The sequence below is a fragment of the Sphingomonas sp. Leaf32 genome, from assembly GCF_001421765.1.
Lineage (GTDB): Bacteria > Pseudomonadota > Alphaproteobacteria > Sphingomonadales > Sphingomonadaceae > Sphingomonas.
Window position 1 is genome coordinate 70,603 of the sequence record NZ_LMLA01000001.1, and the last position, 27,000, is coordinate 97,602.

The 27,000-nt window shown below is 66.4% G+C and carries 22 protein-coding genes, 1 tRNA gene and 1 pseudogene; 10 read left to right on the forward strand and 14 right to left on the reverse strand.

Annotated features, from left to right (window positions below; translation table 11 throughout):
- Window position 1: 1 nt before the first annotated feature.
- On the reverse strand, window positions 2–454 hold the full coding sequence (locus tag ASE83_RS00395; protein ID WP_055787825.1) for an Lrp/AsnC family transcriptional regulator: 453 nt from the start codon (window positions 452–454) through the stop codon (window positions 2–4).
- Window positions 441–2,330 (reverse strand): isoaspartyl peptidase/L-asparaginase, encoded by a 1,890-nt coding sequence (locus ASE83_RS17975; protein WP_082443229.1) that lies wholly within the window; start codon window positions 2,328–2,330, stop codon window positions 441–443. Before ASE83_RS17975 ends, ASE83_RS00395 begins: the two co-directional genes overlap by 14 nt.
- Window positions 2,331–2,509: 179 nt before the next feature.
- Here ASE83_RS17975 and ASE83_RS00405 point away from each other — a divergent pair, with 179 nt between their 5' ends.
- Window positions 2,510–5,287, forward strand: a complete 2,778-nt coding sequence (locus tag ASE83_RS00405; protein WP_055787422.1) for a TonB-dependent receptor plug domain-containing protein — start codon at window positions 2,510–2,512, stop codon at window positions 5,285–5,287.
- Between the two features lie 154 nt (window positions 5,288–5,441).
- On the opposite strand, the gene ASE83_RS00410 is transcribed toward ASE83_RS00405, so the two are convergent.
- From ASE83_RS00410 to ASE83_RS00435, 6 genes are all read right to left on the reverse strand, one after another.
- Window positions 5,442–6,356, reverse strand: coding sequence for a LysR substrate-binding domain-containing protein (locus tag ASE83_RS00410; protein WP_055787815.1), 915 nt, complete (start codon window positions 6,354–6,356; stop codon window positions 5,442–5,444).
- Window positions 6,357–6,696: 340 nt separating this feature from the next.
- Complete coding sequence (locus tag ASE83_RS00415; protein WP_235513185.1) at window positions 6,697–7,092, reverse strand: hypothetical protein; 396 nt, start codon at window positions 7,090–7,092, stop codon at window positions 6,697–6,699.
- Window positions 7,089–7,844 carry an exonuclease domain-containing protein gene (locus ASE83_RS00420; protein WP_055787419.1) on the reverse strand — a complete coding sequence of 252 codons (756 nt, stop codon included), beginning with the start codon at window positions 7,842–7,844 and terminating at the stop codon, window positions 7,089–7,091. The genes ASE83_RS00415 and ASE83_RS00420 overlap by 4 nt, the downstream gene beginning before the upstream one ends.
- Window positions 7,845–8,014: 170 nt before the next feature.
- Window positions 8,015–9,382, reverse strand: a complete 1,368-nt coding sequence (gene pgmG / locus ASE83_RS00425; RefSeq protein WP_055787416.1) for a phosphoglucomutase/phosphomannomutase PgmG — start codon at window positions 9,380–9,382, stop codon at window positions 8,015–8,017.
- Window positions 9,383–9,637: 255 nt separating this feature from the next.
- A complete protein-coding gene (locus ASE83_RS00430; RefSeq protein WP_055787412.1) occupies window positions 9,638–9,892 on the reverse strand; it encodes a J domain-containing protein in 255 nt (84 codons plus the stop codon).
- Window positions 9,893–9,898: 6 nt separating this feature from the next.
- The gene (locus tag ASE83_RS00435) at window positions 9,899–10,675 is read right to left on the reverse strand and encodes a division plane positioning ATPase MipZ (RefSeq protein WP_443024300.1); all 777 of its coding nucleotides are present in this window, start codon (window positions 10,673–10,675) and stop codon (window positions 9,899–9,901) included.
- A 105-nt stretch (window positions 10,676–10,780) separates the two neighbouring features.
- On the opposite strand from ASE83_RS00435, the gene panC reads away from it, so the two are divergent.
- Window positions 10,781–11,620, forward strand: coding sequence for a pantoate--beta-alanine ligase (panC, locus tag ASE83_RS00440; protein ID WP_055787407.1), 840 nt, complete (start codon window positions 10,781–10,783; stop codon window positions 11,618–11,620).
- A 575-nt stretch (window positions 11,621–12,195) separates the two neighbouring features.
- Here the strand turns inward: panC and ppc are convergent.
- On the reverse strand, window positions 12,196–14,871 hold the full coding sequence (ppc, locus tag ASE83_RS00445) for a phosphoenolpyruvate carboxylase (protein ID WP_055787404.1): 2,676 nt from the start codon (window positions 14,869–14,871) through the stop codon (window positions 12,196–12,198).
- 130 nt (window positions 14,872–15,001) lie between these two features.
- On the opposite strand from ppc, the gene ASE83_RS00450 reads away from it, so the two are divergent.
- Window positions 15,002–15,445, forward strand: a complete 444-nt coding sequence (locus tag ASE83_RS00450; RefSeq protein WP_055787401.1) for a hypothetical protein — start codon at window positions 15,002–15,004, stop codon at window positions 15,443–15,445.
- Between the two features lie 103 nt (window positions 15,446–15,548).
- On the opposite strand, the gene ASE83_RS00455 is transcribed toward ASE83_RS00450, so the two are convergent.
- Window positions 15,549–16,229, reverse strand: a complete 681-nt coding sequence (locus ASE83_RS00455; RefSeq protein WP_055787398.1) for an HAD family hydrolase — start codon at window positions 16,227–16,229, stop codon at window positions 15,549–15,551.
- A gap of 56 nt (window positions 16,230–16,285) precedes the next feature.
- Between ASE83_RS00455 and ASE83_RS00460 the strand changes: the two genes are divergently transcribed.
- The 5 genes from ASE83_RS00460 to ASE83_RS00480 are packed head-to-tail and all read left to right on the forward strand — an operon-like array spanning window position 16,286 to window position 20,432.
- Window positions 16,286–17,395: an ABC transporter permease gene (locus ASE83_RS00460; RefSeq protein ID WP_055787809.1), complete on the forward strand. Its 1,110-nt coding sequence runs from the start codon at window positions 16,286–16,288 to the stop codon at window positions 17,393–17,395.
- The gene (locus tag ASE83_RS00465) at window positions 17,392–18,243 is read left to right on the forward strand and encodes an ABC transporter ATP-binding protein (protein WP_200921856.1); all 852 of its coding nucleotides are present in this window, start codon (window positions 17,392–17,394) and stop codon (window positions 18,241–18,243) included. Before ASE83_RS00460 ends, ASE83_RS00465 begins: the two co-directional genes overlap by 4 nt.
- On the forward strand, window positions 18,243–19,208 hold the full coding sequence (locus ASE83_RS00470) for an MlaD family protein (protein ID WP_055787392.1): 966 nt from the start codon (window positions 18,243–18,245) through the stop codon (window positions 19,206–19,208). The genes ASE83_RS00465 and ASE83_RS00470 overlap by 1 nt, the downstream gene beginning before the upstream one ends.
- Window positions 19,209–19,230: 22 nt before the next feature.
- On the forward strand, window positions 19,231–19,809 hold the full coding sequence (locus ASE83_RS00475; RefSeq protein ID WP_235513183.1) for an ABC-type transport auxiliary lipoprotein family protein: 579 nt from the start codon (window positions 19,231–19,233) through the stop codon (window positions 19,807–19,809).
- Between the two features lie 8 nt (window positions 19,810–19,817).
- A complete protein-coding gene (locus tag ASE83_RS00480) occupies window positions 19,818–20,432 on the forward strand; it encodes a LysE family translocator (protein WP_055787386.1) in 615 nt (204 codons plus the stop codon).
- A 101-nt stretch (window positions 20,433–20,533) separates the two neighbouring features.
- Here the strand turns inward: ASE83_RS00480 and ASE83_RS00485 are convergent, their stop codons facing one another.
- Window positions 20,534–21,406: a peptidylprolyl isomerase gene (locus ASE83_RS00485; protein WP_055787381.1), complete on the reverse strand. Its 873-nt coding sequence runs from the start codon at window positions 21,404–21,406 to the stop codon at window positions 20,534–20,536.
- Window positions 21,407–21,496: 90 nt separating this feature from the next.
- Here ASE83_RS00485 and ASE83_RS00490 point away from each other — a divergent pair.
- Window positions 21,497–21,587: transfer RNA gene (locus ASE83_RS00490), tRNA-Ser, on the forward strand.
- 60 nt (window positions 21,588–21,647) lie between these two features.
- On the opposite strand, the pseudogene ASE83_RS19085 reads toward ASE83_RS00490, so the two are convergent.
- From ASE83_RS19085 to ASE83_RS00500, 3 genes and pseudogenes are all read right to left on the reverse strand, one after another.
- Window positions 21,648–21,751, reverse strand: a pseudogene (locus ASE83_RS19085) (transposase); the annotation flags it as partial.
- A gap of 109 nt (window positions 21,752–21,860) precedes the next feature.
- Window positions 21,861–23,969 carry a TonB-dependent siderophore receptor gene (locus ASE83_RS00495; protein WP_055787378.1) on the reverse strand — a complete coding sequence of 703 codons (2,109 nt, stop codon included), beginning with the start codon at window positions 23,967–23,969 and terminating at the stop codon, window positions 21,861–21,863.
- A 117-nt stretch (window positions 23,970–24,086) separates the two neighbouring features.
- Window positions 24,087–26,282, reverse strand: coding sequence for a TonB-dependent receptor (locus tag ASE83_RS00500; RefSeq protein ID WP_235513182.1), 2,196 nt, complete (start codon window positions 26,280–26,282; stop codon window positions 24,087–24,089).
- Between ASE83_RS00500 and ASE83_RS18675 the strand changes: the two genes are divergently transcribed.
- A complete protein-coding gene (locus ASE83_RS18675) occupies window positions 26,248–27,000 on the forward strand; it encodes a hypothetical protein (RefSeq protein WP_235513178.1) in 753 nt (250 codons plus the stop codon). The two genes, ASE83_RS00500 and ASE83_RS18675, sit on opposite strands and share 35 nt — an antisense overlap.

A 27,000-nucleotide genomic window follows, 5' to 3' on the forward strand; every position in this document is an offset into this window, starting at 1 on the left:
TCTACCGCCGCAACCGCGTCGCCAGCACCACTGCCGAGGTCGTCCGCCCGATCCCCTCCATCCGCCCGATCGCGTCGATCACGTCGTTCAGCCGCTCCAGGCTCGGAGCCTCGACCATCGCGATCAGGTCATATTCCCCGGCAATCGCGTACAACCCGGTCAGCTCGGGGATCGCCGCCAGCGCCTCGTTCGTCTCGGTCAGCAATTTGGGCAACGTCGTCATCATCACATGCGCGCGCACCATGCGGCGGTCGTGCGCCTCGCCCAGCCGCACGGTATAGCCGTCGATCGTCCCGTCCTGCTCCATCCGCGCGATGCTGGCATAGACATGCGCGCGCGAGACGTTGAGCACATGCGCCAGTTCCGACACCGCGACGCGCGAATCCTGCCGCAACAACGCCAGCAATCGCGCGTCCAGTTCGCGCTTCGACGGGTTCGAACTATCGGCCGACATCCGGTTCTCCCGCATAGATGGCGGTACGTGGGGGTTGGTCATCCGCCATGCTACCACGATACATCCCGTCGCTGTTCATCGCGAACGCGATGTGTCCGCTACCGTCCATCGCGATCAACCCGCCATCGCCGCCGATCTCGCCCACCTCGCCGATCGTGTCGTCGGCGGCCGTGGCGATGTCCTGCCCCTTCCATTGCACCCGGTCGCAGATCTGGCGCGCGGCGACCTGCCGGATGAAGAATTCGCCGGTGCCGGTCGCCGACACCGCGCAGGTCTTGTCCATCGCATAGGTGCCAGCCCCGAGGATGGGTGAATCGCCGATCCGGCCCCAACGCTTGCCGGTCAGCCCCCCGGTCGAGGTCGCGGCGGCCAGATGCCCGCGCTGGTCGCGCGCCACCGCGCCGACCGTGCCGAAACGATGGGTCGGGTCGAGCGCGGCTCGGGTCTCATCGCGCTTCCACTCCAGATACTCGCGCCAGCGCTTGTCGGTGCGAAAATAAGCGGGATCGACCTGCTCCACCCCCTGTTCGCGCGCGAACTGGTCGGCACCCGTACCGGTCAGCAGGACGTGGCGGCTATGCTCCATCACCGCCCGCGCCAACACGACCGGGTTCTTCGTCGCGCTCACCCCGGCGACCGCTCCGCCGCGCAGCGTCGCCCCGTCCATGATCGCGGCATCGAGCTGGTTCTTCCCCTCCGCATCGAACACCGCGCCGCGCCCGGCATTGAAGTTCGGATCGTCCTCCAGCACCCGCACCGCCGCTTCCACCGCATCAAGGCTGCTGCCGCCCTTCGCCAGCACCGCCGACCCGGCGGACAGCGCGGCGTTCAGCCCGGCGCGATAGGCTCGGTCCTGCTCGGGGGTCAGCGAACCCCTGGGGATCACCCCCGCCCCGCCATGGATCGCCAGCGACCAATGGCCGCCGGGCGGCAGCGGCGCGTCGATCAGCTTGCCCGCCACCACCTTGGCCGACCCGGCAAACGCCGGTTTCGCCACCGTCAGCCGGTTCAGGTCGATCGTGCCCCCCGGCGCGATGCCGGTGACGCGAATATTGGCCCAGTCGAGCGGCTTGCCCTTGGTCAGTACCGGCACCCCCTTTGGCTGGACCAGCCACGCATGGGTGTTCGCCGGCCCGCGATAGGTCGCCCGGCCATCGGCATCGACGCACAGCGCGCCCTTTTCATCGATGCCCAGCCCGATGGCGGTCGGGTCGCCGGTCGCGCGCGCCTTGGCGACGAACGCGATCAGCCGGCCCAGCCGGTCGCGCTGGTTGAAATGGGTGTCGGTGACGATATGGGCGAGCCGCGGCATGTGCAGGAAATCGCGGACCAGCGTCACCGCATCGCCCATCGGGTCGGACAGCGCCTTGAACGAATCGATGCTGCCCCCGTCCATCGCGCCATAGGCGGTGCCGCCCAGCACGGCGAGACCGGCACTGGTCCCCGCGATCGGCTTGCCCGCCGCGACATGCGCATCGAGTGCCTTGGCGACCGGCGTCCCTTGCCAGAAGCGGACATATCTCGCCTGATCGCCCCCGGCCAGGAATATCCCGTCGGCTCTGGCGATCGCCGCCAGCACGCGCGGGTCGGTCGATGCGGCGCGGTCGGTGAACAGGATGGTCGATACCGATGCGACGCCCGCCATCTCGGCAAACATCTCGCGCCCGCCCTCGCCATCGCCCGACGCGCGCAGGATCAGGATGTGGCCATACCCGGCCTTCCTCGCGAACCACTGGAACGCCTGTTGGTCCCAGTCGCCGCCGCCCATCAGCATCAGCCCCTGCGACGGTACGGCACGGCGGGGTTTGGAGGGATCGCCGGTCACGAAAAAGCGCGCACCCGCGACCGATTCCGCCGCCTGCTGCCCCCGGGCCATCGGAACGGCCGATACAATTCCCCCGCATATCAACGCGATGCCCAATCCATAGTGTCGCAAGGCCACACTCCCCATCAAATTACCGCTACGCCAGTTCAACATGACGTTTTTATGTTTCAATATGTCAGAAGTCCATGCCATTATGATTACGTATCGGGGCATGATCGGGGAGTATTATAATGCGGGGGAACTGGGTCGCACATTTGCTGGCGGGTACGGGGATGATGGCGATCGCGGGGAGCGCGATGGCGCAGGACCTGCCGGCCACCACCCCGGCGGCGGATGCGTCGGACGAAATCGTCGTGCTGGGATCGCGCATCCCGCGCGTGCAGAAGGAAGGCCCGGCACCGGTCACCGTCGTCACGTCCGAGGACATTCTGAAGGGCGGTTTCCTGAGCGTCCCCGACGTGCTGCGCAGCCTGACCCAGAATGGCGGTGAGACGCAGGGCCAGCAGAGCGCCTCCGGCGCCAGCTTCAGCCCCGGCGCGCAGCAGGTCGACCTGCGTGGACTTGGCCCCAATCACACGCTGGTGCTGGTCAACGGTCGTCGCATCGCCGACTTCCCGCTGCCGTTTCAGGGCAACAGCAACTTTACCGACATCTCCAACATCCCCGTCGGCCTGATCGACCGCGTCGAGGTGCTGAGCGGCAGCGCCTCGGCGATCTACGGTTCCGACGCGATCGCCGGCGTCGTCAATTTCCAGCTCAAGACCAAGCCCGACGGCACCCGCATCGACCTGCGCTACAGCGATACCGAACATGGCGGCGGCGAAGCATACCGGCTGATGGCGACGACCGGCTGGGAAACCGGGGCTTTCCACGGCGTCGCCGGCATCGAATTCCTCAACCAGCGCCCGCTATGGCAATATCAGCGCAAGCGGCAGGATTCGACCGCCGACAACCCCACCACCGCCACCCCGCTGGCGCAGCGCACCTTCCTGCGTTCCGACGAGGATGCGAACTATATCGATCCGGGCCAGGCGACGTGCAGCGCGCTGTCCTCGCTGAACCAGGGTACGATCTACTACGCCAACCGGCGGCGGTACGGCCAGTTCTGCGGCAGCAACGAATCGGTCGCGTACGGCACGATGATCTCGGAGCGTAAATCGGTCACCGCCTACGGCTCGATGGGCTACGATCTGGGCGGCGGCACCGAACTCTTCGCGGACCTGCAATTCAGCGTGTCGAAGCTGAAGCTCTTCCGCCGGATGAAGAGCTGGTACTACGTCTCGCCCGACGGCAATGAGGAAGGGACCTTCTTCAACCCCAATCTGTCGCCCGACGCCACCGACAGCGGGCTACAGCTCGACAACTGGACGCGCCAGTTCACGCCGGAGGAAATCGGCGGGTTCGACAACGGCATGACCCGCAACCGGTCGATCACCTTCAACATCACGCCCGGCATTCGTGGCCAGTTCGGCCAGAACGACAAGTGGAAGTACGAGGTATCGTTCAACCACGCGCAATATACGTCGCGCGTCACCTTCCCCGAAATCGTCATCTCGAAATCGAACGCGCTGTTCCTGGGCCAGCAGCAGGGCGTCGATCCGGCCACCGGCTATGCGATCTTCAACGCCGATGTCCGCCGCCTCTACAAGCCGCTGACGCCGGAGGAATATCGCTCGATCGCGGTCGATGCGCTCTACAAGCCCCGGTCGTGGACCGAAACGCTGGCCGGATCGCTCAACACGACCGAGCTGTTCCGGCTGCCCGCCGGCCCGGTCGGCTTCGCGCTTGTCGCGGAGGCCGGCAAGCAGGGCTATGATCTGAATCCCGATCCGCTGACGCTGACCAACTATTATGTCGGGCTGGTCGATTCGGATGGCAGCGGGTCGCGCAGCCGCTGGGGTCTCGGCTATGAATTCCGCGTGCCGGTGCTGTCGTTCCTGCAACTGAGCACCGCCGGCCGCTACGATTCCTTCCACATCGCCGGCAATAATTTCGGCCGCTTCACCTATAATATCGGCAGCGAACTGCGCCCGACCCGGCGGCTGCTGTTCCGTGCCGCCTATGGCACCGGCTTCCGCGCGCCCGACCTCAACTACGTCTTCCGTGGCCCCGGCAACACCCACCCCTCGGCCACCGACTATTATCTGTGCCGCACGGAGGAGCCGGGCGAGACGATCGGCGATTGCAGCTATTCCGACCAGACGATCATCGCGCGCAAGACCGGCAATCGTCAGTTGCAGCCCGAAACCTCGACCTCACTCAACGCCGGCGTGGTGTGGCAACCGTCCAGCCGGATCGACCTGTCGGTCGATTATTTCCGGGTGAAGATGAAGGATCAGGTGCGCGACATCAGCATCGATTCGGTGCTGCGCGACGAATCGCGCTGTCGCACCGGCGGCGGTGCCGATCCGTCGTCGCCGACCTGCCGCGACGCCATCGCCCGCGTGATCCGCTATACCAGCGGCGCGCTGGCCGGGCAGCTACAGGCGGTGGCGGTCAACCCGATCAACGTCGCGGAGGAAACCACCGACGGCATCGACATCGCCGCCAATCTCCGCCTGCCGACCGCCGCGATCGGCGACTTCACCCTGTCGGGCGGCTATACCTATGTCTTCAACCACAGTGTCCGCCAATATCCGGGCGATCCGATCATCAACAAGTTCGCGGTCGACAGCAATTTCGACATCCCCCGCGAAAAGGGCACCGCCAGCCTGACGTGGAGCCTCGGCGATTTCTCCACCACGCTCACCGGCCTGCGGCTGGGCAAGCTGCCCAATTACGATCAGGACGCCTTCATCCGGGCCAGCTACCTGTTCAACCTGTCGGCACGCTACGATCTGAACGAACGGCTCCGCCTGACCGGAACGGTGACCAACCTGTTCGACCAGGCCCCGGTCCGCGACCCGACCTATGCGTCCTATCCCTATTACGACATTTCGTGGTTCGACGGCATCGGCCGCAGCTATGCGGTGCAGCTGACGTGGAAGATGGGGGGCCGGCCGCTGTAAGGGGACGCCCCCCCCAACTCCGTTCGTGCTGAGTAGGGACTGAGCGAAGTCGAAGGCCCGTATCGAAGCACCCTTGGCGGTCCTTCGATACGTCATTTCGACAAGCTCAATGACTACTCAGGACGAACGGATGCTATGTGGTTCGGATAGCGCCTCAAGCCTCCGCCCCGGCCTCCTCCAGCAACCACTGCCGGAATCGACCGAACAACGGACTGTGGCTGCTGCTGCGCGGCCACACCAGATAATAAGCCTCCGACGCGCTCAGCGTCACGTCAACCGGCGTCACCAGCGCCCCCGATTCCAGCTCCGGCCGGATCAGGAAGGACGGGATCAGCGCCATGCCCATCCCGGCCGCCGCGGCATGGGCCAGCATCAGGAAATGCTCGTACACCGGCCCCTCGCCGATCGCCGCATCGGCCATGCCGGCAGCGGCGAACCAGCGGCCCCACGCATCGGGCCGCGCCTCCAGCGACAACAGCGCGTGCGGCAACAGGTCGGCGGGCGTCGCCACCGGGTTGCGCGCCAGCCAGTCGGGCGAACACACCGCCACCACATCCTCATGGAACAGCAGCGCATGGTCCGCGCCCGGCCAGTCGGGCAGGCCGAAATGGATCGCCGCGTCGAACCGCTCCTCGGCGAAATCGAACGGATGGGACCGCGCGGCGAAGTTCACCAGCAGCTCGGGATACCGCGCGGTCAACCCCGGCAGACGCGGTGCCAGCCAGCGCATCCCGAAACTGGGCAGCGTCGCGATGGTCAGCGCGCGGTCGGCGACCGGGGTCAGCAACCGCCGCGTGGCGCTGCGCAACCGCTCGACCGCCGGTCCCACCGCCTCGGCATAGGCCAGCGCCGCCGGCGTCGGCGTCACCCGCCGCCCGCGCCGTTCGAACAGCGGCACGCCCAGCCAGTCCTCCAGCAACGCGATCTGCCGGCTGATCGCGCTCTGCGTCAACGCCATACGCTTGGCCGCGCGCGAAAAGCTGCTGGTCTCGACCGCCGCGAGGAAACTGGCGAGCGCGGGCAGCGGCGGCAATTCGCGGCGATGGACGTCGTTATGATCGTTGGGCATGAAGGATGGACCGGATTGGGTGGTATGTTCAGCGTGAACGCTGGCACCGCCCGCCTGCGACGGCAAGCGGATCATGCCAATCGCGCATCAAACCAATATCCTGGCCATCACTAAATCCGTTCAGTTCGAGCAGCTTCGAGCCTGTCGAGAAGCGTCTGTCGAGAACCAGGCGCGCATGGGGCACCCCGGCCCCCATCTCGTTTGCTTCGAGCGCAGGTTCGAGCCTGTCGAGAACCGAAGTCGAGAAGGCGGCGCCCCAGACGGGCCGTTCTCGACTACCGCTTCTCGACAGGCTCGAAGCTGCTCGAACCGAACGGAAGGGCCGGGGAACAGGAGTGGTTCAAGCGGTGACCAACCCCACAACCCCAACCTCGATCACCGGCACTTCCCACGGATGCGCCGCAACGATAGCGGCCAGCTCCGCCGCGATGTCCGCACCCTCAGCGGCATAGCTCTTCACGACGACGGTCGGCACCACCGCCGCCTCACCCGCGCGCCCGGTCGTCGGCGCCGCGTCTGCCTGCGGCACGAAGCTCTCCAGCCCGAAACCCAGTTCGAACACCCCGCGATACGGCCCGATCGCGCCCAGCACATCGCCGCCCCGGATCACCTCGACCACCGCGTTCAGCAGCGCATCGTCGGCCAGCGCCGCCGCCTCGCCCGCCTGCAACCGTGCCAGCACATTGGCCGACACCGGGCAATGCACCCGCACCACCTGCATCGGCGTCCGTGTCACAGCAGCAGCCAGTCGTTGCGGCTGCGCTTCACCTCGCCACCGCCCTGCCGGCGTGCCAGCTCGGTCTCGGCGGTGAAGCGTACATCTTCGTCGCGGTCGGTCAGGAACCCGTCGAGCGAATCGTCGTCGATCTCGGTCCACGCCCGCCCGCGATCGGGTCCGTAGCGCACGCGCGGCAGCAGTCCGGGCTGGCGCGACCATTCCAGCAACTGCGCGATCGATGCCTCGTTCAGCATGTCGCGCAGGTGGAACGCGGTCACATAGGCATCGGGAAACGCCCGGTGCGCCGGCAGCCCGCGCTCATGCTCCATGCCCGCAGGCTTGCGCCAATAGCGCAGCATCTGGTTCGAAAAGCCGGGGCTATCGGGCCACAGTCGCAGCGCGCATTTCCACGTGCAGATCCAGTCGGCGCCGTGCGTCAGCTGCGCGGTGCAGAATTTCTGTTCGAAATCCGCCCGGTGCGCCGCCAGCGCGATGCGCCGGGGATAGGGGTCGAGCACGCGGCGAGCAATGTCCTGCCACCACGGCGCATCGGCCACCTGTTCGTCGAGGATATGGTGCACCGCCTGCGTCACCGGCGGGATCGGCCGGCCGGGATTGACGAAATGCTGCCCGCCCTCGCCCGACAATTCCCAGCGGCCGTCCTCGCCCAGCGCCACATCCTGCCAGCCGACCTCGCACACGCCATGCACCGGCGGGGCCTGCCCCGTGGTTTCGAGGTCGACGACACGGATGATCTGCGCTTGGGCCATGCCCTTCAAATGGCGCGTCGCGGCCGGAAAAGCCACCCCGGCGCAGAAGAGACCCGTTCGTGCTGAGTAGGGGCTGAGCTTGTCGAAGACCCGTATCGAAGCACTTGCCTCCGTCCTTCGATGCGCCGCTTCGACAAGCTCAGCGGCTACTCAGGACAAACGGATTTGTCTTATCCCCGCGTCACCCCCGACGCCGCGAGTTGCGCATCGACCTCCGCCAGCAACCGCTGCAACCCCGCTGCGTCGCGCGCCTCGGCGCGTGCGGTCAGCACGTCCTGCGTGTTCGATGCGCGCAGCAGCCACCAGCCATCCGCCGTCGTCACCCGCGCACCATCGGTGGTGTTCACCGCCGCACCTGCCGCCTGCAACCGCGCCAGCACTTCGTCGACCACCGCGAACTTGCGCTCCTCGCTCACCCGAAACCGCAGTTCCGGCGTGTTCACCATCTCGGGCATCGCGTCGCGCAATTCGCTGAGCGACCGCCCGCTCAGATGGATCGCGCGGATCAGCCGCACCGCCCCGTAGGGCGCATCGTCGAACCCGTAATCCTCACCGCCGAAAAAGATATGCCCCGACATTTCGGCCGCCAGCGGCGCGCCGGTCTCGCGCATCTTGGTCTTCATCGGGCTGTGCCCGGTCTTCCACATGAGCGGTTTGCCGCCGAGTTCCGCGATGCGGTCGAACAGCGCCTGGCTGGCCTTCACATCGGCGATGATCGTCGCGCCGGGCGTTTCCTTCAGCGCCGGTTCGGCAAGGATCGCGAGCAGCTGATCGCCCCACAGCACCCGCCCCTGCCCGTCGACCGCGCCGATCCGGTCGCCATCGCCGTCGAAGGCCAGTCCGAAATCGAGCTGCTTTTCGGCGACAAGTCGTTGCAGATCGACCAGATTTTTAACTTCGGTAGGATCGGGATGGTGGTTCGGAAAATGTCCGTCGACTTCGGTGAACAGCAGATGATGCTCACCCGGCAGCAGCGCGACCAGCCGCTCGATCACCGGCCCGGCGGCGCCGTTCCCCGCATCCCAGCCGATGCGATAGCTGCCCCCGGCATAGCCCGCGATCAGCCGGCCGACATAGGCGTCGGTGAAATCATGGTCCGAAACGGTTCCTTGCCCGTCGTCCCATTCGCCCGCCGCCGCCATCGCCCCGATCCGCTGGATGTCGGGACCGAAGAACGGACGCCGCTGCATCACCATCTTGAAGCCATTGTAATCGGCGGGATTATGGCTGCCGGTTATCTGTATGCCGCCATCGACCTCCAGCACCGCCTCGGCATAATATAGCATCGGCGTGGGGGCGAGGCCGATGCGCACCACATCGACCCCGCTTCGTGTCAGTCCCTCGACCAGTGCAGCTTCCAGCTCGGGCGAGGACAGCCGCCCGTCGCGGCTGACGACGACCCGCGTGCCGCCCGCGCGGCGCAGCAGCGTGGCGAAACACCGCCCGATCGCCCGCGCATCGTCGACGCCCAGCGTCCGCCCGACGATGCCGCGAATGTCATACTCGCGCAGCGAACTTAGGTGGAAATCGTGGGACATGCGGGGAATCCTGCCGGGTTTGAGGCTGGCTACCTTAGGGGCAAGCGGTCGGGCTGAGTAGAGGAAGGAGTTAGGGGTTCGCGTGGAGGCGCGGAGACGCGGAGGGGTTGCGCTCCGGGCAAGCCCTCCGCGATCGGAAGACCCTATCTCTAGCTGCGACCATGGATAGAGGCCGCTGGCGCGGGGGACGTCACGTCAGACGCAACCCCTCCGCGTCTCCGCGCCTCCGCGCGAACCAATCTCTTCTTCTACAAACTAATGCCGAAGCCGCCCCAACAGCACATCCCTCGCCGCATTGATCCGCCTGGCCAAATCCGCCGACCCACCGCGATCGGGATGCACCGCCTGCATCAGCCGCCGGTGCGCCGCGCGGATCTCACCGACCTTGGCATCCTTCCCGACCCCCAGGATCGCCCGCGCCTCCGCCTCGCTGCCGACCTTCTTGGGCTTGGCGCGCAGCCACAGCCAGAAGGCGACGAGGATCGCAAGGATCAGGACCAGCTTCACCATGCGGCGTCAGGCGACGAGCGGCGAACCGGCCGGCTCGGGCAATTGCAGCCCGCCCATCATCTCGCGCAACTCCTGCCGCGCGGCGACATGCGCCAGCCCCATCTCGCCGAACTCGTTGCGGTCGAGCATGGTCAACCCCGACGGGAACAGCTCGCGATAGATCACGCGTTCCGACAGGCCCGACGTCACGCGAAAACCGACGCGCTTCGATAACTGCGTGATCGCCTCCGACACGCGACGCATGTTGCGCGCCTCGATATGCTGCAACCGGTTGCGCAACACGACCCAGTCGATCGTCGAGCCGTCGATCTTGGCGCGGTGCTTGCGCGTTTCCCAGATCAGCTCGGAATAGAAACTCGGCCGTGTCACCTTGAACGTGTCGGGATCGACCTGCCCGATCAGGTCGAAATCGACGAAACTGTCGTTCATCGGCGTGACCAGCGTGTCGGCGTTCGTCACCGCGATCCGCGCGAACCGGTCGTCGCGGCCCGGCGTGTCGATGACCATATATTCGGCCTGCTCACCGAGGCGTCCGAGGCAGTCGTTGAACCACGCCATGCTCTCGCCGTCATGCGTCTCGTACACCGGCATCGGCAGGTTGCGGCCGGTGCGCTTGATCGTCTCCGCGCGATTGTCGAGATAGCGCCCCAGCGTGCGCTGGCGATGGTCGAGGTCGAAACAGGCGACACGCGCGCCCTTGGCGGCCAGCGCGATGGCGACGTGAACCGCCGTCGTCGACTTGCCGGTGCCGCCCTTTTCATTGGCGAACACGATGACGTGCAATCGATCCGAAGCTTCGTCCAAAGCGCGTTAACCCAAGTCTGTTGATCCGCGGCGGCTTGCCCCATAGAAGCCGCCTCCCCCGTCCATATCGAAGGGCCATCGGCCGTGCAAATTATCCGTCGACTGGAAGCGCTTCGCGAAGCACTTGGCCACTATGCGCTGGCTGGCGAGGCGGTCGCGCTGGTTCCGACCATGGGCGCGCTCCACGCCGGGCACATGGCGCTGGTCGATGCCGCACGCCGCCTGGCGCCCCGCGTCGTCGTCTCGATCTTCGTGAACCCGAAGCAGTTCGGCCCGGACGAGGACCTCGCCCGCTATCCCCGGCGGGAGGCGACCGATGCGCAGATGCTCTCCGAAGCCGGCGTCGACATCCTGTGGGCGCCGGAAGTCGAGGAAATGTACCCGGCGGGCTTCGCGACCAACATCAGCGTCACCGGCGTCAGCGAGGTGCTGGACGGCGCGCACCGCCCCGGCCATTTTGACGGGGTGGCGACGGTGGTCGCGAAGCTGTTCGGGCAGGTCCGCCCTACCGTCGCGCTGTTCGGCGAAAAGGATTTCCAGCAACTGGCCGTCGTCCGCCGGATGACCGCCGACCTCGACCTCGGCGTCGAGATCGTCGGCGTGCCGACCCAGCGCGAGGATGACGGCCTCGCCCTGTCCTCGCGCAACATCTATCTCGACGAAGGCGAGCGCGCCCGCGCCATCACCCTGCCCCGCGCCATGGGCGAGGCGAAACGCGCGATCGAGCGCGGCGACGATGTGGCGACCGCCCTGTCCGCCGCCATCGCGACGCTGACCCGTGCGGGCTTCGATCCCGATTACGTCACCTTGGTCGACGCCGACACCCTCGGCGACCCGGTACGCGGCCACTCCGCCCGCCTCCTCGCCGCCGCCCGTCTGGGCACGACGCGGCTGATCGACAACATCGCGGTCGAGTTCGAATAGAGAGCTTGCGTTGACGTCACCCCAGCGCGGGCTGAGGCCAACCGGTTACGAAGCACCCCCCCTTGCCAAAAGAAGGTTTGTTCACGCGAAGGCGCGGAGACGCGGAGGGGTTGCGACCTGTGCAACGTCACCCGCGCCAGCGGCCTCTATCCATGGTTGCAACGAGCGATATGGTCTGCCGGTCGCGAAACGGTCGTCAAGAGCGCAACCCCTCCGCGTCTCCGCGCCTTCGCGTGAACAAACCTTCTTCTACCCTCGCGTCGTCGCGGCCGACCGCGACGACCTGCCGCAAACCGCAATCTGCTTTCCTACAGCGCCATGCCCTGGCAGGCTCGAACGGTTCTTTGCCATCGTCGAACGACCAGCAACCTTGGCGCATATTCCGGCGACCGCCGGCGTCAGACGTCAACTTTGGCAATCCGCGCCTACCCCGAACGTCACCCCGGGCTTGACCCGGGGTCCCGCTTCTTCTCCACCGGCAGCAAGAAAGCGGGACCCCGGATCAAGTCCGGGGTGACGAAACAGCGAAGGTGCGAAAAAACGCCGCGAGTGTGAACTTCGTGAACTTTGGCCACTTACCCGCTGTTGCGCAGCGCCGTCGCGATGGCGTTGATCGACAGCAGGATGCCCTCGCCGATCCGCGCATCCGCCTCACCCGCGCGGTGGCGCTTAAGCAGTTCGATCTGCAGCAGGTTCAGCGGCTCGATATACGGCGTGCGCAGCCGGATCGACGCTTCCAGCGCCGGGCTTTTCTCCAGCAGCCGCGTCTGGCGCGTCACCGACAGCAGCCCGTCATGCGTCGCCTGCCAGCCGCTCCGGATACGCCCGAAGATCGCCTCCGACAGCGCCTTGTCCTCGACAAGGCCCGCATAGCGCGCCGCCACGTCCATGTCGGACTTGGCCAGCACCATCTCCATGTTCGCCAGCGTCGCAGCGAATAGCGGCCATGCGCTGGCCATTTCGCGCAGCAGCCCCTTGTCCTCGAACCCGGTCAGCGCCGCGCCGACCCCGTACCAGCCCGGCAGCATTATCCGCGCCTGTGCCCAGCTGAACACCCACGGGATCGCGCGCAGATCCTCGATCGCGTCGGACTTCTTCCGGCTCGCCGGGCGCGACCCGATCTTCAGGCCGGCGATCTCGGCGATCGGCGTCGCCTGGCGGAAGAAGGTCGTGAAGCCGTCGGTGCCATAGACGAGACCGCGATAGGTCTTGAACGCGGTCTCCGACAGCGTGTCCATCGCCGCGGCAAAGCGCGCCGCATCGGCCGGTGACAGCAGCTCCGGCTCGAGGCTGGCGAGCAGGGTCGCCGACGTCATCGCCTCCAGGTTCGTCACCGCGCTGTCGCGCGTGCCGTATTTGGCCGCGATCACCTCGCCCTGTTCGGTGATGCGGATGCGGCCCTGCACCGTGTCGTGCGGCTGCGCGCGGATCGCGGCGAAGGACGACCCGCCGCCACGACCCACCGCCCCGCCGCGGCCGTGGAACAGCTGCATCCCGATGCCGGCCTCCTCGAACACCGGCGCCAGCGCGGTCGATCCCTTGGACAACTGCCAGGTGGAGGTCAGATAGCCGCCGTCCTTGTTCGAGTCGGAATAGCCGATCATCACTTCCTGATGGCCACGCTTGCGGGCGATCGCGGCGACCTCGGGCAGGGCCAGCCACCTGGTCATGATCGCGGGCGCAGCCTCCAGATCGGCGACCGTCTCGAACAGCGGGATCGCCATGATATGCGCCTGCGGCTCGTCGCCCGGCACGTACAGGCCCGATTCCTTCATCAGCAGATGGACTTCCAGCAGGTCCGACACCGACTGCGCCATCGACACGATATAATGGCGGATGCACTCGCGGCCGTAGCGGGCATGGGCGGCCGCCGCCTCGCGCAGGATCGCCAGTTCGGACGCGGTCTGCTCCGAATACGCCGCATAGGGGCTGACGAGGGGACGCGGGCTTTCCAGCTCGCGCCGCAGCAACGCGACGCGCGCCTCTTCGTCCAGCGCGACATAGTCCGCCTCGACGCCCGCGACCTTCAGCAGTTCGGCGACCACGCTTTCATGGATCACGCTGTTCTGCCGCATGTCGAGCGTGGCGAGGTGGAAGCCGAACGTCTCCACCGCGCGGATCAACCGGCCGAGCGCACCGCCGGTCGACAGCGGGCCATTGCCCTCCTGCACCAGCCCGCGCGCCAGCGTCGCCAGGTCGGCGCGGAAGGCAGCGGGATCGGCATAGGGTTCGCCGGTCAGGTTGCCCGGACGCGGTGCCGCCTTGCCGGTCAGCTTGCTGTGCGTCGCAGCCAGCCGGGCATAGACACCGCTGATCGCCCGGCGGAACGGTTCGTCGGCACGCGATGCGGCATTGTCGCCGCTCTTGTCGGCCAGCGCCGCGATCGCCGCGTCCACCGCGACATGCTCGGTCGAGATCGACAGTTCCGCACCCAGGCTGTGGAGCTGGTCGAGATAATAGCCCAGCACCGCCTCCGCCGCCTTGGCCAGCGCGAGGCGCATCGCGGCGGCATCGACGAACGGGTTGCCGTCGCGGTCGCCGCCGATCCAGCTGCCGGGCTTCAGGAACGACGGCGGCCGCTCGCCCAGCACCCGTTCCCACCGGGCATAGAGCGCGGGCAGCGTCGGCAGGAAGATGTCGCGCAGATAGCTGAGCGCCGTCTCCACCTCGTCGGCGACGTACAGCCGCTCGCGTCGCAGCACGCGGGTCTGCCACAACAGCGCGATCTGACGCAGGATCGCCTCGTCCACCCGGTCGCCCTCGGCCGTCTCATCGCGGCCCTGATCCTTCAGTTCCAGCAGGTCGGCGATGCGGTTCTTGTGGTCGATCATCGACTTGCGCCGAACCTCGGTCGGGTGCGCGGTCAGCACCGGCGCGATGAGCGCGTGGTCGAGCAGGGCGCGCACGGCATCCGCGCCGATCCCCTCGGCCTGCAGCTTCTCGATCGCGGTGGCGACGTCCGCCCCCGGCTCGGCGGCGATGCCCTGCCGGTCCTCGGCGAGGTTCGCGAGCATCGAGAACAGCATGAACCCGCGCACGAACGCGATCGTGTCGTCGAGGCTGAGGCTGTCCAGCCCCAGGTCGATCCCGTCCGCCCCCGCCACGCCGCGATGCCGGTCGACCGACGTGGATCGGATATGCTCGATCCGCTTGAACAGCGCCTCCCCGCCATAGGTACGGATGACATCGCCCAGCAGCCGGCCGAGGAAGCGGATGTCGGGATTGTTCGTGATGGGGGGAAGAGTCGTCATGGGGACACTTGCTGCAATGCGGCAGGATTTCGGTCAAGGCACGATGTCGCGGGTGGCCTAAACCACTGCCTTCGCGTACACGTGGCTGCGCTGCATTCGATCGCGGCCGACCGTTCGAAGGATGTGACCGATGCCGACGCCGATGACTGCCTGGTGGCAGATCTGGACCGATGCCGCGCGCAGCGGCCTGCAAGTCTGGGAAACGCTGGCCGCCTCCGCCGTGGTGATCGACCGGCGGATGCCGATGATCGATGCCGGAATGCGTAATCCGTGGACCGCCGATCATGTCGAACTGACCGGCATGGTGACGGAGAAGGCACAGGCATTCGCCAAGGCCGGCGATTCGCTTGCCGCCGACATGGCGGCGATGCAGGGGCTGTGGATGCAGATGATGCAGGACGCCTGGTCGCTCGGCACCGCCGGGCGGATGCCCTCACCCGGTCGGGTCGCGGCGAGCAGCGACCGCGCGATGCGGCTGGCGGCGGGGATGATCGGTGCCGGCGGGCGGGCACTGACGCCGATCCATGCCAAGGCGACGGCGAACGCGAAAAGGCTCGGCCCGCAAAAAAAGTGAGCGGACGTTCACAATCGTTGAACCGTTCGCCGCGCGTAACGTTTATGCGGTCAGACCTTCGTTCGGGACGAGCCGCGCCATTCCTGCCCCCAACCTCACCGCATCACCTGCGCCAGTCGAGCACCGGCCAACCCCGCTTGCGCGCCAGCGCCTTGAGCGGGGCGTGGGCGTTGACCGGAAACGGCTCGTCCGCCCATTCGAACACCGGCGCGTCGGACACATGGTCGCTGTAGAACCGCACGGCCACATCGCCACGCGCGATACCCTGGCCGGCGGCCCAGACTTCGATCGCACGCAGCTTGGCCGCGCCATAGCAATTCTCGCCATCGATCCGCGCCAGCACGTCGCCGGCATCCCCCCGCGCCGACTCGGTCGCGATTACCGCGTCGAAGCCGAGCAGTTGCGCGATCTCCTGCGCATAGAAGCGGTAGGACGCGGTGGCGAGGACGAGCATCCGCCCCTCCGCCCGGTCCGCCTCGATCCGCGCCCGCGCCCCGTCGAGCAGACCGGTCGCGACCGTCGCGCGGGCAAAGGCACGCGCCGTTTCGATCAGCCGCGCATCGGGCACCGCCCGCCCCAAGACGAGGCGATGGGTCATCTCCTTCAACCGGTCGCGACCGTAGAGTTTCAACGCATAGCCGGCGACGGCGATGCCCGCGACCGGCAACAGCCACAGCGCACCCCGGCCCCGTTCCTTCAGCGCGTGGCGCAGGAACGGCGTCCAGGTCGCGACGCGGGTAATGGTCTTGTCCATGTCATAGATGGCGAGGTCGCGGTGGCGCATGGGAAGCGCGCGTACCACCTTGCCGCGACGCCGCAAATCGCCGATGGATGGCGGTGATGAGCGCTTCCGCCGATTTTTCGCACGACCGGGCCGATGGCGGGGGCGTGCTGCGCTTCACCGGCGACCTGTCGCTTAGCTCTGTCGGTGACCTGCCCGAACGGCTGAACGCCGTCGACGGACCGGTCGACCGCATCGACCTGTCGGGGGTCGACCGCATCGATACCGTCGGCGCGTGGCTGATCCACCGCTTCGCCCGCGACCGCGACGTGACGATCGACGGGCTGAACACCGACAGCCGCCATCTGTTCGATCAGGTCGCCGCCGCCGACGACCCCGTGGTGCGCAAGGACAAGGCACTCAGCCCGCCGCTGCGCGTCTTGGAGGAAATCGGCGACGCGGTGTCGGGCAGCGCCCGACAGTTGCTCGGCCTGCTGGGCTTCATGGGCGCCACCGTCATCGCGTTCGGCAACGTGCTGCGCCATCCGCGCCGCTTCCGCTTCAACGCGACGGTGCAGCGGTTCGAGGTCGTCGGCGTCTCCGCGCTCGGCATCATCGGCCTGATGAGCTTCCTGATCGGCATGGTCATCGCACAGCAGGGCGCGGTACAGCTACGGCAGTTCGGCGCTGAGGTGTTCACGATCAACCTGATCGGCCGCCTGACCTTTCGCGAACTGGGCGTGCTGATGACCGCGATCATGGTCGCGGGCCGCTCCGGATCGGCCTTCGCCGCGCAGCTCGGCACGATGAAGCTGACCGAGGAAATCGACGCGATGCGCACGATCGGCGTGTCGCCGATGGAGGCTTTGGTACTGCCACGCGTCATCGCCGCGATCGTGATGATGCTGCTGCTCGGCTTCTACGCCTCGATCATCGCGATCATCGGCGGCGGCCTGCTCAGCTGGGCGCAGCTCGGCATCCCGCCGATCACCTTCGTCACCCGCATCCGCGAAGTCGTGCCGATCACCGACCTGTATATCGGTCTCATCAAGGCCCCGGTATTCGGCGCGATCATCGGCATTTCGGGCTGTTTCCACGGGATGCAGGTGGAGGGCGATGCCGAACAGGTCGGCAGCCGGACGACGGCGGCGGTGGTGCAGGCGATCTTCCTCGTGATCGTGCTCGACGCGTTCTTCGCCATCTTCTTTGCATGGATCGGCTGGATATGAGCGACGATAGCGACGCCATCATCCGCGTGCGCGGCCTGAAGAACCAGTTCGGCGATCAGGTCATCCACGAAAATCTCGACCTCGACGTGCGGCGCGGCGAAATCCTCGGCGTGGTCGGCGGGTCGGGCACCGGCAAGTCGGTGCTGATGCGCTCGATCATCGGGTTGCAGACCCCGGCCGCCGGCACGATCGAGGTGTTCGGCGAAACCACGATCGGTCGCGAGGAAACCGAAGCGACCGAGATCCGCAAGAAATGGGGCGTGCTGTTTCAGGGCGGGGCGCTGTTCTCGACGCTGACCGTAGCCGAAAACGTGCAGGTGCCGCTGAAGGAATTCTACCCGAAGCTCAAACCCGCGCTGCTGGACGAGATCGCCGGGTACAAGGTCGTGATGACCGGCCTGCCAGCCAATGCCGGTCCCAAATACCCGTCCGAGCTGTCGGGCGGCATGAAGAAGCGCGCCGGCCTCGCCCGCGCGCTGGCGCTCGACCCGCAATTGCTGTTCCTCGACGAACCGACCGCCGGCCTGGACCCGATCGGCGCGGCGGCGTTCGACGACCTTACCGCCTCGCTGCAAAAGACGCTGGGGCTGACCGTCTTCCTCATCACCCACGACCTCGACACGCTGCACGCCATCTGTGACCGGGTGGCGGTGCTGGCTGACAAGCGGGTCATCGCCGTCGGCACGATCGACGAACTGCTCGCGCTGGATCACCCGTGGATTCAGGAATATTTCAATGGACCCCGTGGCCGCGCCGCCACCGATGCGCAGGATCGCATTGCCCAGGCGCGTGACCACACCCGCGACACCGGACCCGAACCGGTGTCGCCGCAAGCCCAGAGGCGCTGATGGAAACCCGGTCGAACCATGTCCTTGTCGGCGCGGTGGTGCTGATCCTGCTGACCATGCTGGCGCTGTTCACCGTGTGGCTCGCCCGCGTCGGCGGCGGCCATGAAAAGGAATATGACGTCTTCTTCAAACAGGGCGTCGACGGGCTGGCCAAGGGGTCGCCGGTGTCCTTTTCCGGCGTACCCGTGGGTCAGGTGGAAGACATCGCCCTTTGGCCGAAGGACCCGCAGTTCGTCCGCGTCCGGCTGAAGGTGAAGGACGAAACGCCCGTGCTGCTCGGCACGACCGCGACGATGGTCGGCAGCTTCACCGGCGTCTCGACGATCACGCTCGACGGCGCGGTCAAGGGCGCGCCGCCGATCGCCTGCCCCGAAACCAACCCGGAACAGGTATGCCCGATGGGCGTACCGGTGATCCCGCCCAAGGCCGGCGGCGTCGCTGCACTGCTCAGCTCGGCACCGCAGTTGCTCGAACGGGTCACGACGCTGACCGAACGGCTGGCGGACGTGCTGTCGGACCGCAACCAGAACTCGATCGCCGCGATCCTCGACAGCACCAACCGGCTGACCGACGCGCTGGCCGATCGCGGGCCGGAAATCGCCGCGACGCTGGCCGAAACCCGCATCGCCATCCAGCGCGCGGGCGTCGCCTCGCAGCAGATCGGTGACTTGGCGGCGACTACCAACGGCGTGCTGGCCAACGACATCCAGCCGACGATCCAGCAGCTCAACCGCACCATCGCCAGCGCGCAGAAGAGCGCCGATACGCTCAACGAAGCGATCGGCGATGCGAAGCCCGGGCTGCAGGCGTTCAGCAAGCAGACGATCCCGCAGGTGAACCAGCTGGTTGGCGATCTGCGCGCAATGACCGGTGCGCTCGCCTCGGTCGCGGAAAAGGTCGATCAGGGCGGCGCGACCGCGCTGGTCGGTCGCTCGAAGCTGCCCGACTATGACCCCAAGAAGTGACGCGGAAAGAATGAGGGCCACCATGAAGAAGCTGTCGGTTCTGCTGCTCCTGCCGCTGGCGGCCTGTATCCGCTTCGGTGCGGAGCCGCCCCCCGCGCTGCTGACGCTGACCCCCGCCGCGCCGATCGCCGCCGGGCAAACGCAGACCTCGGCCTCGGCGCGCTCGATCACGGTGCAGGTGCCGGTCGTGCCGCAGGAGCTGGCCGTCACCCGTGTGCCGGTACAGTCCAGCCCGACGACCATCGCCTATGTGAAGGAAGCGCAATGGGTCGAACCGCCCGCGCGGCTCTTCGCCCGCCTGCTGTCCGACACGCTGACCGCGCGCGCGAACATGGTCGTGCTGAGCTCGCGACAGGGCTTCACCGATCCGGGTGCCCAGTTGTCGGGCGAGCTGCGGGAGTTCGGCATCGATGCCAGCCGCAACGAAGCGGTCGTGGTCTATGACGCGACGCTCCAGCGGCAGGGTGCAACGACCTTCGAAAAGCGCCGCTTCGAAGCGCGCGTCCCGGTCACCACGATCGACGCCGACAGCGTCGGCCCGGCGATCAATCAGGCCGCGAACACCGTCTCCACCGCCGTCGCCGACTGGGTCCGGGGTTAAGCCACGCGATGGCGGTGCATAGCTGGCTGTTGTTCGTGGCGGCGGTGGTCGTGCTGTGCGGCACGCCGGGGCCGAACATGCTCCACGTCCTGACGCGCAGCGTGGCGCTGGGCTGGCGCGGCAGCCTGCCGGCGATGGCCGGATGCCTCACCGCGCTGATCGGGGTGCTGGCGGCATCGGCTGCGGGGCTGACCGCGCTGCTGACCGCCGTGCCGGGCCTGTTCGACGTGCTCCGCTATATCGGGGCCGCCTATCTGGCGTGGCTCGGCATCCGCGCATGGACGGCGCGATCGACCCCGGCCGCAGCGATGCCGACGGACCTGCCGCGCGCGCATCTGTTTCGCGGCGGCTTCCTCGTCGGGATCAGCAATCCCAAGCTGCTTCTGTTCGCCACCGCCTTCTTGCCCCAGTTCGTCGACCCCAGCCGGGCGCAGGCGCCGCAGTTCGCGATCCTCGTCGCGACCTTCGCGCTGGTCGAATGCCTGTGGTACGCCGCCTATGCGCTGGGTGGCAGCTCGATCGCCCACCACCTGACGCGCCCGCGCGTCCGCCGCTGGTTCGACCGCGCGACCGGCGGCATCTTCCTGGGCTTCAGCGCCGCCCTGCTCGCCTCGCGCGCCTGACGGCTGCGCCACCTCGAAGACTTGCTCCAAACCTATCGTCACCCCGGCCTTGCGCCGGGGTCCCGCTTCTTCTTCACCCTGCGCTCAAACGTCGAACCGCCCTACCCCACCGGTGCCTTCCGAACCGGCGGCATCGCATTGCACACATCCGCCCCGCCCGCCGGCACCGTGAAGAACGGCGGCTCGCGATTTTCCCGCCCGCGCAGCCACGCCGCGAACCGCACATTATCGGCCGCACGATACTCGTAGTGGGGACGCCCGGCGGCAGGCATATCGCTCGCCAACCGCACCGACAGGATCGGCGTCGGCGCCTGATCCGGCGCATAGAACCCCATATTGCCGGTCCCGCGCGGCAAGGAGGAGAGATACTCCATCCCCTCGATCACCCGCCCGACCAGCGCGATATTACGGTCGAGATGGCGCGGTGCATGGCCGATCACCGTATAGAGTTCCGCCCCGCTACCGGTGCTGGGTGCCATGTCGCGTCCGACGCCGACCATCGCATAGCAATGCGTCAGCCATGCCCCCTTGCCGTCGCTCGCCACCGGCCAGCCATCGGCGCTGTGCCCGCTCTTCGCCGCATACGGATCGGCCCGCGTCATCCGCGTGACCGCATCATAGCGCGCGCCGACATATTCGGGGGACGGATTGGCGACGACACCCCCGGGCAGCGGCTTCTTCTCGGTCACGTCACCCCATTGCGCGACATAATTGTCCTGCACGCGGTACACCGACGTCCCGTCCCACCAGTGCGCCCGCGCCAGCTTGCGCAGATTGTCGACATGCACCGGCGCATAGCGCGGCGCCAACCGGATCACGACCCGCCGGTCCCCCGCCAGCGTCATCACCATCAGTTCGTCGTCGGGAATGGTCCGCCAGTCCGCCTCGACCGGATCGGCTGCGGTCGGCGGCGGCGGTGCCGCAGCAGGAGTAGCGGATTGAAGCAGGGCGGCGATCAGCGAGACGAAGGTCATAGGCTATCGTGACACGCATCGCGCGCATCCTGCAACTGCCGCTTGCACGAAATCCCGTCGCGCCCTAGGGAACCCACCTTCCGGCAATGCGGAGCGGTGGCCGAGTGGTCGAAGGCGCTCGCCTGGAAAGTGAGTATACGGCAAAACCGTATCGAGGGTTCGAATCCCTCCCGCTCCGCCAGCCAGACTGCTGATTCTACGTTTTACCGAGAACCAGCCCATTTAAAGCGGGGAATGTCGGATCGCTGATGCCGTGCTTCCCGCATAGCTCGGCCGTCTTCACGCCAGCCTCATGCTCACGCAGCACGCCTACGATCCGATCCCGGTAAATCGGCCTCGCCACATCGCTCGTCTCGATCTGACAAGCCAAATTACCAACAGCATGATTCCCGAGGTACAGGTCACCAACCACCGCGCAAAGCGCTGGCGGCTGCTGTATCTAAAGCCTCCCTTGTCAAAAGCGGAAGCCCAGCGTCGCCATCACGTTGCGGGGTGCCGCCACGAAGCAGTCGCCCCGCGCCAGACAGGACGCGAATGCCTTTTCGTTCAGCAGGTTGGTTGCGTTCACGGCCAGGCGCCATTGATCCCACGTAATTTCGGCCAGCGCATCGACCGTCGTCCGCGACGGGGTGACGAGCGTGTACAGCGTTCCTAGCGCGATCGCAGCGTTCAGGCCATAAGGATCAAGCGGCCCGGTCGAGCGGCTGTTGCCGTTATACACCACACCGGCACCGAGCCGCAGCCGCACATCGCCCGGTATGCCGAAGGTCTTGGTCGACCATGCAGACGCCGTGTGGCGCGGCATATAGTCCAGGCTGGTGTTCACCTCCGACTTCAGTTCGTTATAGCCATAATTCAGCAGCAGTTCGAAGTTGCCGGGCAGCGTATGGCTTGCCTCGACCTCGATCCCCTTCGTCGTCAACTCGCCCGATTGGGTCGTAACGTTGTTGGCGAGATAGAGGACGCGGTTGCGTTCCGTGATATGGAAACCGGTGACCGTAACCAGCGTCGACGGGAGCGGCTGCCATTTGACGCCGGCCTCATATTGCGTGCCGGTCTGCGGGATGAAAGGATTGCCGGGAACGCCACCGGGTCCGGTCGTCCGGCCGGCGATCGGCAGGAAGCTTTCGGTATAGCTGAAGAAGGGGGAGAAGCCCGCCCCGACCTCGCCGATAATGCCCGCGCGGAAGGTCGTGGCATTGTCCTCCTGCCCCGCCGAGTTGGTGACATGGTCGCGCCGTGCGCCGACGATCACGGATACCCGGTCGAAGAAGCGGACCTGGTCCTGTACGTAGACGCCAAGCTGCTTCTGGGAATCATTGGCGAACGGGCCGGTCGGATCGTACGTGCGCAACGCATCGTAATCGATGTCGTAGAGGTCGACGACCTCCAACGCGGTCGTGGCATAGCGCTTGCCGACCCTGTTCCAGCTATAGTCGATCCCGGCGAGCAAGGTGTGTTCGATATTCGCGCCGGTATCGAACTTGAACTGCACGTTGTTGTCGGTCGAAAAGACATTCATCCGCGCATCGCTGGCATCGGCGTACAGTCCGATCCTGCGGCCGCCGGTGCCATATACCGCGAACGGATTGGTCGGATTGGTGTAGCTGTCGGCATAGTGCGTGAAATATTCGAGGTCGCTGTCGATGTAGCGCGCCTTCAGGCTGACGCGGATATTGTCGGAGAAGCGATGGATCAGTGATCCGCCGCCCTGCAGCGACCGGCCCGCATAGCGGTCCCACCCTGCCTTGCCGACAAAGGTATAGGGATCGAGCCGTCCGCCCGGATTGCCGGGGTTCGGGCGGAAGGTGCCGACGATCGGCAGGAACTGCGATGTCGAACCGGTGTCGTCCCGCTGGTAGAGCCCGGTCAGCACGATGTCGGTGCGCGTCGTCGGCTGCCACCGGATCGACGGCGCGAACATAACGCGGTCATCGGGCACATGATCGACATAGGTGTCGGCATCGCGGACGCGCCCGACCGCGCGGATGGCGAACTGGTCGCCCAGCGCGACATTGATGTCGCCCAGCGCTTCCTTGCGGTCGAAACTCCCATAGACGAGGTTGACTTCCCCACCCGTCCTGAACTCCGGCACCTTCGATACGAGATTGACGAGACCGCCGATCGATCCCTGTCCGAACAACACCGATGCCGGCCCGCGAACGATCTCGACCCGAGAGAAGTTATAGGGGTCGGAGGTGATGCTGGCATAATAGGAGAAGATGTCCCGCATCCCGTCGCGGAACTGCAGCGCCTGGATACCGCGCACGTTGAAGCTGTCGACGCGCGTGTCTCGGCCGTAAGGATTGGCGAGGACGCCAGCCGCGTACTTCACCGTGTCGCTGATGTTGATCGCCCCCTGCGACAGATACTGCTCGGAGGAAATCAGCGTCAGCGGCTGCGGCAGTTCGATCAGCGGCGTCTCCGTCTTCGTGCCGGCATTGGTGCCGGTCACGACGATTTCCGCAGTCTCTTCCGGCGCGGGGGGCAACGCCGTCTGCGCGGATGCCGCATGGGCGAACAAAACGCCGACAACCCCTGCCGCTGCCAACAACTTTTCCATTCCGTGCCCCTCTTGCACCATTCGATTCAAGGGGTTCCTACATCGTTGCTACAGATTATCAATAGCAATTTGAAACGTCCCATGATCCCATGGACGAGTACTGCCGACGCCGGAGGGTCAGAAGCGGCCCTCGAAACTGAGGCCCAATATCCGGGGTTCGGCCAACACCCCCCTGCGCCGCCCGTCGAAGTCGGTATAGAAGCTGGTCGGCTTCTGCGTATCGAGGATGTTGCTGGCGATCAGAAACGCTCCGAAGCGGCGCCCTTGCCAACCGATCTTCGCATTGACCAGGGTCAGCCCTTCGATGTCCCGCACCGTCTGGTCGAGGGTATTCTGGAACAGGGCGCTGCGGAAATTGGCGTTCACGTTCGCGATCAGGCCATCGGTCCGGTGCCACGTCATCCCGGCCGACGCCGTCCAGCGGGGCGCGTTGGCGAAGTCATTGCCGTTCGCCGCGCCCGATGCCGTTCCGGTCGTGACGGTGAAATCGAGGAATTCGGAGCGGCTGTGCCCAAGGCCGGCATAGAGGTCCAGCGTCCTCGCCGGCCTGCCCCGCAGCTCCACCTCGAAACCGTATAATCGCGATTTGCCCGCGTTCACGACCTGCGTGTCGAACACCGCACCCGGCGTCAACTGGACCGATACCTGCTGATCGCGCCAGTCGATATAATAGGCGTTGGCATTGAACGTCAGCTTGCGACCGAACCATTCGGACCGAAGCGCCAGTTCGTAGTTCCACGTATATTCCGGATCGTAGGTGAATGCTTGCGCGCGCTGCTGGTTGATGCCGGCGCCGCCCGCCCGGTACCCGCGCTGTACGGTGGCGCTGATCGCCACATCGTGCGCCAGATCCAGCGTCGCGCCGATCTTGGGCAGCCATGCGTCATAGGTGATTTCGCGTACCGGCTCGACACTGTTGGCGCCGGCGGCCGTCGCGATCAGCAGCGCGTTGAGCCGGGTGACGATCGGTGCCAGCGCCGCGACCGGCAGCTTCGTCGGATCGGGCAGCGTGCCGTTGATGACGACCGTCTGCGTCGCGCCACGCTGCTGCCGTTCGTTGTCATATCGCAGCCCGGCGCGCAGGCGCAGGTGATCCGTGATGGGAAAGGTCAGATCGGTAAAACCGGCCAGATTGCGTGTCAGGCGCGGCTGGGACAGGCTGTTCCTGATGGGAACGACGCCGCCATACAGCGCCAGCACGGCATTCACCGTCGGCTGCGCCAACCCCAGGGCCACCAACTGGCGATCGACGCCAAGCCGGGTCAGGTTCAGGTTCTGCGTCGCTTCGAAGAAATAATCGCGGTTGTCCTCGCGCAGATAATATGCGCCAGCCAGACCCTGAACCCAGCCCAGATCGAGCGTCAGCCGCAGTTCCTGTTGCAAGGTTTTGGCCGGATCGCGCGTCCGGCTCGTCTGGCCGGGCATGGGATTCCGATCCGGATCGGCCCGGTACTTCGCGGCGACGTTCGAATAATTGGTGACCGACGTCAGCCCGAAACCGCGGCCTAGGTCATAGGTCGCCTCCACGGTACCGATGTCGCTGACGATCCGCGTGGCGGAGGCGAAGTCTTCGGTGACGATCCGGTCTTCGCGATCATAGGGGGCGTCGAATTCGTTCGCGAACGCGCCGCGGGTATGTCGATCGTGCAGATACGTCGCCACCAGACGAAACCGAGGCAGTGCGTCCGGGGTGAACAGCAGCTTGCCACGGACCGTCTCCGACGCACGCGGATCGGCGTCCTGATGCAGCGTCGTGTTGTACAACAACCCATCGGCGCGCGCGATTTCCCCGGCCAACCGGAAGGCGATCTGTCCGTCGACGATCGGGCCACCGATCGCCCCGGCGGCGCGACGCTGCCCGTCGGCGTCGGTCATCATCAGGCGCGCCCGTCCGCTCCAGGCGTAGTCGGGATCCGTCGTTCGCACGATGACCGCACCCGCAAGCGCATTGCGGCCCTGCACCGTCGACTGCGGTCCACGAAACACTTCGACCTGCGCGATGTCGTACAGGTCGAGCGGACCGTTGTTCAGCGCAGCGCGCGGCAATACCGCGCCATCGACATACACGCTGGCAAGCGCCCCGTCGCCCGCACCCGAGACGTTGAACGCATCGATCCCGCGGATCGTGAAGCTGTTGCGATTGGCGCCGATCGCGACGTTGGGCGTCCGCTCCAGCACGTCATATACGTCGATCAGATTCTGTTCGACGATCATCTGGTTCGTAGCGACCGACACGCTCGCCGGCGTTTCCTGCAACGAACGATTGGCTTTCTCGCCCGTGACGACGATCTCGCCGCTCGTATCGTCCTGCACCTTCGGTGCGGAAGCGGCGACCTGTGCCGATACCGGTATCGCGGACGAGCAGAGCATTGCGGCAATTGCCGATCGAACAAGAAACATCTTGACCCCCCAAAGTCGTTACGGCAGCGAGCTAATAACAATGCATATGCGAGTCAATCGCATTAAATGGGGTCCTCGAATGCAGATGATGCTTGCCGTTGGCGGGGTTGGATCGACGATCGGTGCCATCGTGGCGCTATGGCGCGGGTCGGCAATGTCACGGCGTGGCGACGCCGTCCGCCTGCTGGCGGGGCTGCTCGTCATCCTATCGGCGTCCTGCTGGATCTCCGGTTTCGGTGCCGAGATCGGTATCCCGCTCCTGCTCGAGACATGGGCGCTGGTCGGGTTTGCGTTCATCATAACCCGACTGGAGCGAAGGCCGGACCGGCCGAGGCGCGACCGTGCACTCGTCGGCGGTACCGTTCGTCGCCATGTCTCGCGCGGCGTTGCGCAGGTCGCCATCGCCGGACCGCTCGGGTTCGCCGCAGCGATCGGCGTCGCCGCTGCGATAGCGACCCGTGCCCCGTTGGCCGAACAGACCCGGCTGATCGGCGCCGGATTATTGGTTCCGAGCCTGTGGGCGATGTTCGTCGGCTGGACGCTCGCGACGCGGCGCCTGCTGGTACCGGCAGCAAGCATGGCGTCGCTGGCCTGCGCCGGCTTCGGCCTTGCCTTGCTGGGCCAGGGATAA